We start from the raw sequence: 13,438 nt of genomic DNA on the forward strand, positions 1-13,438 counted from the left end.
GTGTTACCGCCGTGAAAAGGCGGTGTCTTAACCCCTTGACCAACGGACCTGAGTTATTTTCAACTCTTACTATTATACCGACTTTTCAAACTTTGTCAACTACTTTTTTAAACTTTTTTAAGTGGTAACTTCTCAACGTAACTTCCACCATATCGAAACTTAATCTGAAACGCTTTCAGATGAGGGGATTTTGTGCGCTCTTTTTTCGATTCTTTTCGACTAATCAAGCATTAGTAAAACCAGTTGAACTTAAGCTTTAAGTAAAAAGAGCCAGAATTATACTGACTCTTCTATTGATTGTTAAACTTAGAAGCACGTTCTTCTCCCCACCAATATGGGATTAGTTCTGCGACTTTCACCGTCTTTCTTGTATCGTAATCCATCATGAATTCTGCATCTTTATTTTCAGCGTTCAACTCTAAGAGGAACTCTCTGCAAGCGCCACAAGGCATACCCGAACTTCCACCATAAGGTGATTTGTCTCGAAAAGCTAAGACTTTTTTAACTTTAGTTTGTCTCGAGAATTGGTACATATTGAAGAGTGCCGCCCGTTCTGCGCAGAGATGGAAAACACCACAGGTTCCCTCCATACAGAATCCTGTAAATATTTGCCCATCTTCTGCTTCTACTGCGGCAACGACATGATTAGCATAAACAAAATCAGATACTTCATGTGGATTATACAATTTCTGTGCTTCTTCGTACATCTTTTCCCAGATGTCCATTGTTACATCCTCCTTATTTAGAGATTTCCTTTAACATATTTTCGATATGCTGTATTGATTTTTCACGTCCAAGCAAGAAAATTGTATCTGGCAATTCTGGCCCATGCATTTCACCTGAAACTGCGATACGAATAGGCATGAAAAGATTTTTTCCTTTAATACCTGTTTCTTTTTGAACAGCTTTGATTTGTGGGAAGATATTTTCTGTCACAAATTCATCATCTGTCATCGCCTCAAGTTTTGCTTTGAAGGTTTCGAGAACTGTCGGAACTGTTTCACCCGCCATAACTTCGCGCTCTGCTTCTGTCAATTCTGGGAAATCTGAGAAGAAGAGATCTGTCAATGGGATAATCTCATCTACTGATTTCATTTGTGGTTTATAGAGCTCAACTAATTTTTCAGCCTTGTCGGTTAAACGACCTGCTTCCTCTAAGAATGGTTTTGCCATTTCAAAGATAGTTTCTAGGTCTGCATTCTTGATATAATCATTGCTCATCCAGTCGAGTTTTTTCTGGTCAAAGGCTGCCGGAGACTTGCTCAGGCGGTTTTCATCGAAAAGTTTAATGAGTTCTTCATGAGAGAAGATTTCATCTTCACCACCTGGGTTCCAACCAAGAAGAGCAATAAAGTTAAAGACTGCTTCTGGTAAATAACCTTTTTTACGGTAGTCTTCGATAAACTGAAGGGTGTTGGTATCGCGTTTAGACAATTTTTTCCCAGTTTCAGAGTTGATAATCAAGGTCATGTGACCGAACTCTGGAGCTTCCCAACCAAGTGCTTCATAAACCATGAGCTGTTTTGGTGTATTAGCAATGTGGTCGTCTCCACGGATTACGTGAGAAATCTGCATATCATGATCATCAATGACAACGGCAAAGTTGTATGTTGGGTAACCATCTTTCTTTTGGATAACCCAGTCACCACCGATATTTCCACCTTCAAATTCGATATCACCTTTGACCATATCATGCCACTTGTAGATACCTGACTCATTGACAGCCAAACGAACAGTTGGGATGATCCCTGCTGCTTCACGTTCTGCGATGTAAGCTGCTTTTTCTTCTTCACTCATACCAAGGTATTCGTTGATATATCGAGGTGTTTCGCCAGCTGCTTCTTGGCGTTCGCGTTCAGCTGCCAACTCTTCTTCTGTAACGTAAGATTTGTAGGCTTTTCCTTCAGCTAACAGTTGGTCTATGTATTTTTGATACAAGTCCAAACGCTCAGACTGGCGGTAATTTTCATGTGTTTCTGGGCTTTCATCCCAATCCATACCTAACCAACGAAGGTTTTCAAGCTGTGAACGTTCACCATCCTCGACATGACGTTTACGGTCAGTATCTTCGATACGAATGATAAAAGTTCCACCATGATGACGTGCGTAAAGGTAGTTGAACAATGCTGTACGGGCATTCCCAATGTGTAGTAGTCCTGTTGGACTTGGTGCGTAACGTACGCGGATATCTTTTGACATAGTTTCTCCTATAAAGTCTCTAGGCGTCTGCCTTTTTGCTCTCTATATTATATCACAAGTCTTGGCTGAGTCCAATTGCTATGAATAAAGAGAGTAAAAAGAGTGGGCAAACCACTCTTTTCTTCTATTATAGACGTGCGTTAAGTTCTTTGCTCAATTCTTCAAATCCTGGTTTTCCAAGAAGGGCGAACATGTTACGTTTGTATGCTTCAACACCTGGTTGGTCAAATGGGTTGATGGCATTCAAGTAACCAGAAAGGGCGATAGCCAATTCGAAGAAGTAGATTGTGTAACCAAGAGTGAAAGCGTCTTGCTCTGGAAGAGTCACGTACATGTTTGGTACATCACCATCTGTGTGGGCAAGAAGAACACCATCAGTCGCTTTTTTGTTTACAAAGTCAACGTCTTTTCCTTGAAGGTAACCAAGTCCATCAAGGTCTTCTTCCAAGCTAGGGATAATCACGTTTTTACGAGGTTTATCAACACGGACAACTGTTTCAAACATGATACGAGTTCCTTCTTGGATAAATTGACCAAGTGAGTGCAAGTCAGTTGAGAAGTTGGCTGAAGTTGGGTAGATACCTTTTTGGTCTTTCCCTTCTGATTCACCAGCCAATTGTTTCCACCATTCTGAGAAGTACTGAAGTGATGGCTCATAGTTTACCAAGATCTCAGTTGCATAGCCTTTACGGTAAAGAATGTTACGAACTGCTGCGTATTGGTAAGCTTCGTTTTCAGAGATTTTATCTGAAGTGTAGTCTTTGCGAGCTGCATTCGCACCTTCCATAAGGGCTTTGATGTCAGCTCCTGATGCTGCGATTGGAAGCAAACCAACGGCTGTCAATACTGAGAAGCGTCCACCGATATCATCTGGAACAACAAATGTTTCCCAACCGTTAGCGTCTGCTTCAACCTTAACAGCACCTTTTTGGCGGTCAGTTGTTGCATAGATACGTTTGTTAGCTTCTTCTTGACCGTATTTCTTAACCAAAAGTTCTTTGAAGACACGGAAAGCAATCGCTGGTTCAGTTGTTGTACCTGATTTAGAAATCACGTTTACTGAGAAGTCTTTGTCTGCAACATACTCTACCAAGTCAGCAAGGTAAGTAGATGAGATTGAGTTTCCTGCGTAAAGGATTTGTGGAGCTTTGCGTTCTTCTTTTGTTTGCAAGTTTGCAAAGTGGTGGTTCAAGAAATCGATTGCTGCTTTGGCACCAAGGTAAGATCCACCGATACCAATCACAACTAAAACATCGCTGTCTGATTTGATTTGCTCAGCAGCTTTCAAGATGCGGTCAAATTCTTCGCGGTCATAGTTTTCAGGAAGGTCCAACCATCCCAAGAAGTCGCTACCAGCACCAGTTCCTTTACGGATCAATTCATCTGCTGCTGTTACTTGTGATTGCATGTATTCCACTTCATGTGGTGCAACAAATTTGTCTAAAACTTTTGAATAATCAAATTTAATATGTGACATGTTATTCCTCCAATATTTCTTCTTTTCTATCATAACGCTTACCTTCGTTTTTTTCAAGTTTTTTTGTCGAATTTCTCCAATTTTTATCAGAATTCAAACGTTTGCGTAAAAATATCACATTCCAAAAATTTTGAAATAATAAAAGAAAGAACGACCAGATTCCCAGTCGTTACAGTTCATTCAATAAATACTCAAATAATTCTAAATTGCCATCTTCTTCATTAACCAGAAACTCTGGATGCCACTGCAAACCGATAATGCGGTGCTCGTCGATAGACTCAATCGCTTCGATGGTCTGGTCTCTGGGATCAATAGCAGTTACACGGAAATTAGGTGCCAAATCTTTGATACTCTGACGATGGACGGAATTGACCTGACTTTCTTTTCCAAATAGCTTAGCCACCACGCTTCCTTCCACTGTCTCAATAGAGTGAGATGTTCCGAAAGGTAGTCCTTGCCAGTGACCTTCAATTTCTTGATTGAGGGTTCCACCAAAGGCAACATTGACAAGTTGAACACCGCGGCAGATTGCCATAATTGGTTTATTCTGACGAAGCGCTTCTTTCAAGAGTGCCAATTCAAATTCATCACGGACTAGATTGTAATCATCGCTCTCAATGGTCTTTTTCTCTCCATAAAACTGAGGATGGACATTTTGACCGCCTGTCAAGATAAGTTTGTCAATCATTTCCACATAATCGCGTACAACGGACTCATCACCAACAGGAATGACTAAAGGGAGACCACCGACTTGACGAATGCTCTCTGCGAATCTACAAGATACAGATGAATGAATGTTTTTGCCTTCTGCGTCTACAGGACATAGATTTGCAGCAACTCCTACAACCGTTCTAGCCATGATGTCTCTCCTTTCGAATATTAACGATAGTCCTATCATATCACTCAAAATAACTTTCGTCTAATATGTTTTTTTTAAGGCTGTGATAAAAATTTTTTATGGACAAGAAAAAGCTGCCCACATCGGACAACTTTTTTCTTATTCAAAAACAAATTGATTGTGATAGAGTTCTGAATAGAAGCCACCTAGTTTCAAAAGTTCATGGTGGTTACCGCGTTCAATGACTTCTCCATCTTTGAGAACAATAATCTGGTCTGCATTGAGGATGGTCTTCAAACGGTGAGCAATGACGAAACTGGTTCTGCCTGCTACAACCGCCTCCATGGCATGCTGAATCTTGCTTTCTGTCACCGTATCTACGTTTGAAGTTGCTTCATCGAGAATGAGAACTTCTGGATCTGTCATCAGGGTTCGAGCGATAGAAATCAATTGTTTCTGGCCTGTTGAGAAGATGCTTTGATCATCATCGATAAGGGTATCGTATTTGTCAGGTAAGCTTTCGATATAGTCGTGAATATGGGTTGCCTTGGCTGCTGCCTCAACCATTTCTTGACTAGCATCTGGCACACCGAAACGGATATTGTCTCGAATCGTTCCGCTAAACAAGACCGAATCTTGCAAGACAATTCCCACCTTACTTCTGAGACTATCTAAATCATAGTCACGAATATCTTTCCCATCAAAATAAATCCCACCAGCATCAACATCATAAAAGCGATTGATGAGGTTCATAATAGTCGTTTTCCCTGACCCAGTCGGACCAACAACTGCTGTCATCTGGCCTTTAGGGGCAGAAATGCTCACATCTTTCAAAATAGGTTTACCAGGCAGATAAGAAAAATCGATATGACTGATTTCGACACCTTCTTGCAACTTAGTGAAGATTGGGGCCTTTTCAGGTCGGATTTCTTCCTCTGCGTCAAACATTTCCTGAATTCGTTCAGCTCCAGTAAAGGCCAACTGAAGGCTTCCCCAACTAGCCGCAACTTGGATAATAGGCTGGTAGTACTGCTGTGAAAATTGGGCAAACATAACAATCAAACCTAGGGCTGTACTAGTTTCAATAGTCTTATCATTTAATAAAACAGCTGAACCAGCAAAGATAACGATGGCTGTGTTGACCAGACTCATCCCATTCATGACAGGGAAAAGAATTCCTGAGAACATTCTTCCTTTAAAGGTTGCCTTGCGTACGCGCTCATTTTGTTCAAGAAATCCTGCCATCATATCCTCTTGAATCCCTTGAACAATGACAGCTTTTTGACCTGAGATACTCTCATCCATATAGGCGTTGAGTTTCCCTACCTCTTTCTGCTGGAGATTGGTGTATTTGCGTGCCATTTTCACGATAAAAATCAGCATGAGGAAGGCCACTGGTGTGCTGGCAATGGTGATGAGCGCCAGCGTCACATTTCTCGAAAACATGACAAGAATCAGACCGATATATAAAACAATATTGCTCATGACCTGAATCAAACTTTCGTTAAAGGCTTGAAGGATATTATCCAAATCACTGGTAAAACGAGACAAGATATCGCCATCTTGTCGGCGGTCAAAGAAAGAAACCGTCAAGCGAGCAAGCTTACCGAAGAGGCCTTTGCGCATCTCGTTGGTCGACTCTGCAATCACGCGCGTCATGAGACACATGTATATCACACTGGAGATAAAGAGAACCAAAACCAGCAGACCAAGATTGACCATGATTCCTGATAGACTTTGCCAAATAAGTTCTGGATTGCCATTTTGATAAGCTTGAACTAAATTAGCTAGCTGCGTCACTGCTTGTCCAGAAAAGACCGGAAAGAGGGCTTGGGCAAGAGTTGCCAGAACAATCATCAGGATAACAACTACAAATGATAGCTTATAAACTTTAAAATAATTCCAAAAAAATTGAACTGTCTTCATTTCACTCCTCCTTTCCTTTCTGTGTTTCGTATATTTCACGGTAAACAGCATTGTTGGCAACCAAGTCTGCATGCGTGCCTTGACCAATCAATCGCCCTTGATTTAGAACCAAGATTTTATCTGCATGAACAACCGAGCTAATCTTTTGCGCGATGATAATGGTTGTTGTTCCCTTCAAATCCTTATTCAAGGCTTCTTGCACTAGGCGCTCTGACTTGGCATCCAAGGCCGAGGTCGAATCGTCAAAAATCAGAATACGCGGATTGCTGACAATCCCACGCGCAATCGACATCCGTTGTTTTTGCCCACCAGAGAAGTTGGTTCCTCGTTCCTCAACTGGACTTTCAAAGGTTTTCTCCATACGATGAATGAATTCGCTAGCCTGAGCAATATTGGCTGCGCGTTCCATTTCAAATAGAGTAGCATCTCCCTTACCCTGTCTCAGGTTATCTGCAATCGTTCCACTGAAGAGAATGGCACGTTGGAGAACGATAGAGACAGCTTTACGCAGGGTCCCTTCACTCACTTCTCGAATATCCTTGCCTCCGATTTTGATAGACCCTTCCTGTGGGTCAAAGAGACGTGGAATCAGTTGAGCCAATGTTGATTTTCCTGCACCAGTCGCTCCAACTACACCAACCATCTGACCAGGTTCAATAGTAAAACTCACATCTTTCAGCATCGGTTCCTTGTCCATTGGATAGGTAAAGGTCACATTTTCAAAGCTAAGACTTCCAACCAACTCTTCATCTGGGACATCCTTGAAGGTCATGGCTGGCTCTGCGTCAAGAATTTCTCGAATACGACGCAGAGAAATCATGGCACGACTGACAGAATTTCCCAAAAATCCAACCATAACAATGGTAAAGATAATCTGGCTTAGGTAATTGACAAAGGAAGCAATGGAGCCAACAACTGACGGATCCGACTGAACCATCCCTGCAACTAGCCAAATAGAGAGAAATACCGCCCCATAACCGACCAACATCATGAAAGGTTCCACTACTGAAAAGGCATAACCGATGTAAAGATTTTGACCGAGAAGCTCGTCTGAAACCTCCGTAAACTTAGCAAATTGCTCTTTTTCTTGGACAAAGGACTTGACCACACGAACACCGCGCAGATTTTCCTTGGCGATGGCATTGATGCGCTCAAGAAGGGTTTGAAACTTGGCAAAACGAGGCCCCATCATCCCCATCATGACAGCAGTCAAACCAAAAATCAAGACTACCATGAGAACAATCACCCACCACAGAGAAGGTAAAGTTTGAACCGCCAGGATAAACGAACCGATGAACAAGAGAGGAAGTCTGAAAAGAATTTGGAAGGTCATCATGACGACGTTCTGAATCTGGTTGATATCATTTGTCATTCGAACGACTAGATTTCCCGCATTAAATTGTTCAATATTGGCATAAGAAAAGGTTTGGATTTTACGGAAGGCATCCTCTCGAAGGTCGGATGAAACTCCTTGAGCAATATAGGCTGCAAGGATAACATTGACCCCACCAGCAACCAGACCGACCACGGCCACACCAATCAACCAAGCCCCTATACTATAAATAGCTTCATATTTTCCAGCAAGGAGGGCGTCTAACACTTCCTGCAGATAACGCGGTTGCAAAAGTGAACTAGCAACCATCAAGCCTGTCATCAGTAGCGAGGCCAGGGCTTGCCACTTATAGGTTTTTATTTTCTGAATCAGCATACTTTCTCCTTAAAAAATAGACAAAAGGGAGCGACAATGCGTCAGCTCCTTCTCACTCTGTTTGTGTGATGTTATTCTAGCAAAAAAGTGGGAACTTGTCAAAGAAGTCTCCTTGATACAGCTAGAATGACAAGGAATTCATTCTTTATAATTTTTGTTTTAACTCGACCAAGACATTCATAGCCTGCATAGGTGTCATATTGTAAACATCCAATTTAGACAATTCTGCTAGGATAGGATGTTCTTCTGCCGTATCAAAGAGTGAAATCTGTTCAGTGACAGCACTTGTTTGCCTCATCAGACTTGAACTTTCTCCCCCTTGACTCTCCAGTTGAGTCAAAATCTTATTCGCCCTTGCTAAAAGATCTGCTGGCAAGCCAGCGATCTTGGCAACATGGATACCGTAGGATTTATCGGCTGGTCCTGGTTCAATCTTGTGAAGGAAGGTGACCTGCCCATCCTGCTCCAAAGTTGCCACGTGGACATTAACCAAGTGTTGTAAACTAGACTCCAGACTAGTCAACTCATGGTAGTGGGTCGCAAAGAGGGTCTTAGCTCCGATGTGCTCATGGATATATTCGATGATAGACTGAGCAAGAGCCATCCCATCATAAGTTGCAGTTCCACGTCCCAATTCATCAAAGAGAATGAGAGAGTTCTTAGTCGCATGCGAAATGGCATTGTTAGCTTCCATCATCTCTACCATAAAGGTTGACTGACCTGAAACCAAGTCATCTGCTGCTCCGATACGAGTAAAAATCGCATCAAAAATAGGTAAATAGGCGCTTTCTGCTGGCACATAAGAACCCAACTGGGCCATAACTGCCGTCATGGCTAACTGACGCATATAGGTTGACTTCCCACTCATGTTGGGCCCTGTAATCAGTTGAATACTGGTATCTTCTGCCATCTGAATCGTATTTGGAATATAGGTCTGAGCCCCCATAACCTTTTCAACAACAGCATGGCGCCCTTTCTGGATATCAATTCGCGAATCATCTCCGAATTCAGGTCGAATCAAATGCTGGGTTTCAGCAACAACTGCGAGACTTTGCAGGACATCAACTGTCGCAATTCCTTGGGCTAGAACCTGCAAACGCTGGATATACTTGCTGACCTCTTCACGAATACGCATAAAGATTTCGTACTCTAGATTAGCTGACTTCTCACGCGCCTCCAGCATATCTCCCTCGATACGAGCTAATTCCTCGGTTCCAAAACGTTCCGAGTTTTTCAGCGTCGCCTTGCGGAAAAAGTGGGCTGGCACATTCCCCAGTTGTGAATTGGTCACATGGAAATAGTAGCCATCCTTCTTATTGTAGTCAATCTTGAGCGTGCTGATACCAGAATTTTCTCGCTCCTTAGCCTCAATCTCAGCAATCCAGCTAGTCCCTTCTCTGAGAACGCGACGGTACTTGTCTAAAGTCTCATCAAATCCAGTCCGGATAATACCACCTTCCGTAATCACATGAGGAGCTTCAGGAGCAATCGCTGCGCTAATCAAGCTCTCCAACTCAGGGATTCCATCCAGTTGTTCGATGAGATAGGCTAGAGCAGGCTGTTCCATTCCCTCTAAAATCGCACGAATCCGTGGCACACTAGACAAGGTGGTCGCCAACTGCAAGAGATCCTTGGGATTTGTTTTGCCAAAAGAAACCCGACTAGCCAAGCGTTCGATATCATAAACACCCTTGAGACTGTCTGTCAAATCACTACGCTCAAAGAAATGGTCGAGAAAGACCTGCACCACTTCTTGACGTTGGACGATTCGTTCCTTATCAATCAGGGGGCGATGAATCCAAGACCGCAAGAGCCGCATACCCATAGCTGTTTTAGTTTCATCCAAAAGCCAGAAAAGACTACCTTGCTTCTTGCCTGAACGAGCATTCTCAACCAAATCGAGACTAGCCTTGGTCGCATAATCCATCTGCAAGAAATCCTTGATTTCATAGCGGATAACAGGTTTGAGGTGGTTCAATTCCCTCATCTGAGTCCGATGAACATACTGGAGCAACTTACTAGATGCCGCTTGCTCCACAGGTGCCAATCGTGAATCCAGTAAATGAAGGTCTTCAAAGCCTTCTTTTTCATAGGAAAGTACCAGATTCATCTGACGACTGAGGATTTGTTCCTCTTCCTCAGACGAGACATAGCCCAACACCACTTCTCGCGCCTTGAGATTGCGGATTTCCCCACAAACCAGCGTGAAATCCAAAAGACCTGTCACATAAAAGTCACCCGTCACCAGGTCCATATAAGCTAAGCCAAATTGATTGCCTTCGCGGTCTATGGCAACCAAAAAATTATTCTGACTATCCGGCTTACTGCTATCGACAACTGTCCCTGGCGTAATGACCTGAACAACCTCTCGTTTCACAACCCCAACTGCTTGTTTAGGATCTTCCATCTGCTCTGCGATAGCTACCTTATAGCCCTGCTCAATCAAGACATCGATATACTGTTGGGCAGAATGATAGGGGACACCCGCCATAGGAATCGGATTGTCCGCATTCTTGTTGCGACTCGTTAAGGAAATTTCCAGAATCTGCGCAGCATTGACCGCATCCTCATAAAATAATTCATAAAAATCACCCATCCGAAAGAGCAAAAAAGCATCTGGATATTGCTTTTTAATATCCACGTACTGTTGCATGCCCGGTGATAGCTTTTCTGTCGCCATTTTCCGTCTCTCCTTGTTAAAAATAAGTCTTGAGAGCAACTCCCAAGACCTTACTTATCTTTCATCAAATCTAGCAAACGATCTTCCATGAGTTTGGCAACGTGCTGGTCTCGACAAATGACCAATAAGGTATTAGCACCAGCAACTGTTCCTAAAATCCATTCATCCTTGTTTGCATCTACAATATTTGCTAAAACAGAGGCTTCTCCCAATTTGGTATGAAGTACCAAGGTAAACTCTGCTCTTGCAACACCTTCTAAATGATGAGACAAAAATTCCACCAAATCAATCTTTTCTGTCTCATTTGCTAGTACATAATACACCATATCATTTTTCTTGACCTTGGTCAAGCCGATTTCGCGCAAATCACGAGACAGGGTTGTCTGCGTCACAAAAACATTGTGCGCCTCCAACCGATCTTGAATTTCTTTTTGTGTACTTAATTTCTCCTCAGTAATCATTTTTTTTATTAACTGATGACGATCTCTTTTTCTCATAAAATCCTCTTATATGCATATTTATAACTAATTTTATAACTATATTATACCAAAAAAATAGGAGATTTCAAAAATTTTTTCTTCTTTCTTTAAAATTGTGATAAAATAGTAGAAAAGTCCAAAAAGGAGCTCTTAATGAATACAAAAGAATTGATTGCTAGCGAGTTGGCTAGCGTCATTGATAGCCTGGACCAAGAGGCTATTTTAAATTTACTGGAAACCCCTAAAAACTCAGAAATGGGAGACATCGCTTTCCCTGCTTTTTCACTTGCAAAAGTAGAACGTAAAGCACCTCAAATGATTGCGGCTGAACTGGCTGAAAAAATTAACAGCCAAGCCTTTGAAAAAGTTGTTGCAACAGGACCTTACGTCAACTTTTTCCTTGATAAATCTGCCATTTCTGCTCAAGTATTGCAAGCTGTTATCACTGAAAAAGAGCACTATGCTGACCAACATATTGGTAAACAAGAAAATGTTGTTATCGATATGTCTAGTCCCAATATCGCTAAACCATTTTCTATCGGTCACCTGCGCTCAACTGTTATCGGAGATAGCTTGTCACATATTTTCCAAAAAATCGGTTATCAAACGGTCAAGGTCAACCATTTGGGAGACTGGGGTAAACAGTTTGGGATGCTGATTGTTGCCTACAAAAAATGGGGCGACGAAGAAGCTGTAAAAGCTCATCCAATTGATGAACTTCTTAAACTCTACGTTCGTATCAATGCTGAAGCTGAAAATGACCCTAGCTTGGATGAAGAAGCGCGCGAATGGTTCCGTAAACTTGAAAATGGAGACGAGGAAGCTCTCGCACTTTGGCAATGGTTCCGTGATGAAAGTTTAGTGGAATTTAACCGCCTTTACAATGAACTGAAGGTTGAATTTGACAGCTACAACGGAGAGGCTTTCTACAACGATAAGATGGATGCAGTTGTAGACATTCTTTCTGAAAAAGGTCTTCTTGTTGAATCAGAAGGTGCCCAAGTTGTCAATCTTGAGAAATATGGAATTGAACATCCAGCCCTCATCAAGAAATCTGATGGTGCAACTCTCTACATCACACGTGACTTGGCTGCAGCCCTTTACCGTAAAAACGAATACCAATTTGCTAAATCTATCTACGTTGTTGGTCAAGAACAATCTGCCCACTTTAAACAGCTCAAAGCTGTCTTGAAAGAAATGGGCTACGATTGGAGTGAAGACATTACTCACGTTCCTTTTGGTTTGGTTACAAAAGAAGGGAAAAAACTCTCTACTCGTAAAGGGAATGTCATCTTACTAGAGCCTACTGTTGCAGAGGCTATTAGCCGTGCCAAGGCCCAAATCGAGGCTAAAAATCCTGAACTAGAAAACAAAGACCAGGTAGCGCATGCTGTTGGGGTTGGAGCCATTAAATTCTATGACCTTAAGACCGACCGTACAAATGGATACGACTTCGACCTAGAGGCTATGGTATCCTTCGAGGGTGAAACTGGACCTTACGTTCAATACGCCTACGCTCGTATCCAATCTATCTTACGCAAAGCGGATTTCAAACCAGAAACAGCTGGCAACTATAGCTTGAATGATGCTGAAAGCTGGGAAATCATCAAACTCATCCAAGACTTCCCACGTATTATCAACCGTGCGGCGGATAACTTTGAACCTTCTATCATTGCTAAATTTGCAATTAGCCTGGCTCAAGCCTTTAACAAGTACTATGCACATACACGTATCCTAGACGAAAATCCTGAGCGCGACAGCCGTTTAGCCCTCAGCTACGCAACCGCAGTCGTTCTAAAAGAAGCCCTTCGCTTGCTTGGAGTAGAAGCGCCTGAGAAGATGTAAATCACCAAAGTTACTTGATTGCAAAGCAATCTAAGTAACTAACGCCAAATCCTATCAGGGATTTGGCTAGGTGCTTCACTAGTAAAGAAACATAAATATTATCGATTTATGTTTCTTTACGTCGTAACCAATACGAATTGTCTAAACGCTTCACCAATTCATCTAACCAAATAATATCGATTTGGTTAGGTTCATGTCGTAATCTTTTAATTACTTGATTGTAAAGCAATCTAAGTAACTAAGACCAAATCCTATACGGATTTTGGTTTAGAGGTCTATCAAAAAT

Annotated in this window: 9 protein-coding genes; 1 reads left to right on the plus strand and 8 read right to left on the minus strand. The window is 42.1% G+C overall.

Annotation, left to right across the window (positions count from 1 at the left end; all coding sequences use genetic code 11):
* Nucleotides 1-290: 290 nt before the first annotated feature.
* The 8 genes from M1G05_RS08380 to argR all read right to left on the minus strand — a co-directional run bounded on the left by M1G05_RS08380 (nucleotide 291) and on the right by argR (nucleotide 11,325).
* Nucleotides 291-725, minus strand: coding sequence for a cytidine deaminase family protein (locus M1G05_RS08380; protein WP_247953531.1), 435 nt, complete (start codon nucleotides 723-725; stop codon nucleotides 291-293).
* A gap of 13 nt (nucleotides 726-738) precedes the next feature.
* Nucleotides 739-2,199: a glutamate--tRNA ligase gene (gltX, locus tag M1G05_RS08385; protein ID WP_247953532.1), complete on the minus strand. Its 1,461-nt coding sequence runs from the start codon at nucleotides 2,197-2,199 to the stop codon at nucleotides 739-741.
* Between the two features lie 127 nt (nucleotides 2,200-2,326).
* The gene (locus M1G05_RS08390) at nucleotides 2,327-3,676 is read right to left on the minus strand and encodes a glucose-6-phosphate isomerase (protein WP_000018268.1); all 1,350 of its coding nucleotides are present in this window, start codon (nucleotides 3,674-3,676) and stop codon (nucleotides 2,327-2,329) included.
* A gap of 169 nt (nucleotides 3,677-3,845) precedes the next feature.
* Nucleotides 3,846-4,535: a gamma-glutamyl-gamma-aminobutyrate hydrolase family protein gene (locus tag M1G05_RS08395; protein ID WP_000124770.1), complete on the minus strand. Its 690-nt coding sequence runs from the start codon at nucleotides 4,533-4,535 to the stop codon at nucleotides 3,846-3,848.
* Nucleotides 4,536-4,673: 138 nt separating this feature from the next.
* Complete coding sequence (gene patB, locus M1G05_RS08400; RefSeq protein WP_247953533.1) at nucleotides 4,674-6,440, minus strand: ABC transporter ATP-binding protein; 1,767 nt, start codon at nucleotides 6,438-6,440, stop codon at nucleotides 4,674-4,676.
* Between the two features lies 1 nt (nucleotide 6,441).
* Entirely contained in the window at nucleotides 6,442-8,148 is a 1,707-nt protein-coding gene (gene patA, locus M1G05_RS08405) for an ABC transporter ATP-binding protein (RefSeq protein WP_247953534.1), read from the minus strand.
* A gap of 145 nt (nucleotides 8,149-8,293) precedes the next feature.
* The gene (mutS, locus tag M1G05_RS08410) at nucleotides 8,294-10,828 is read right to left on the minus strand and encodes a DNA mismatch repair protein MutS (RefSeq protein ID WP_247953535.1); all 2,535 of its coding nucleotides are present in this window, start codon (nucleotides 10,826-10,828) and stop codon (nucleotides 8,294-8,296) included.
* Nucleotides 10,829-10,878: 50 nt separating this feature from the next.
* Nucleotides 10,879-11,325: an arginine repressor gene (argR, locus tag M1G05_RS08415; RefSeq protein ID WP_001231476.1), complete on the minus strand. Its 447-nt coding sequence runs from the start codon at nucleotides 11,323-11,325 to the stop codon at nucleotides 10,879-10,881.
* Between the two features lie 135 nt (nucleotides 11,326-11,460).
* Here argR and argS point away from each other — a divergent pair, with 135 nt between their 5' ends.
* Nucleotides 11,461-13,152: an arginine--tRNA ligase gene (gene argS / locus M1G05_RS08420; RefSeq protein ID WP_247953536.1), complete on the plus strand. Its 1,692-nt coding sequence runs from the start codon at nucleotides 11,461-11,463 to the stop codon at nucleotides 13,150-13,152.
* The last annotated feature ends 286 nt before the right edge of the window (nucleotides 13,153-13,438 follow it).

Origin of the sequence: Streptococcus mitis, assembly GCF_023109515.1 — a bacterium.
Classification (GTDB): Bacteria; Bacillota; Bacilli; order Lactobacillales; family Streptococcaceae; genus Streptococcus; species Streptococcus mitis_CS.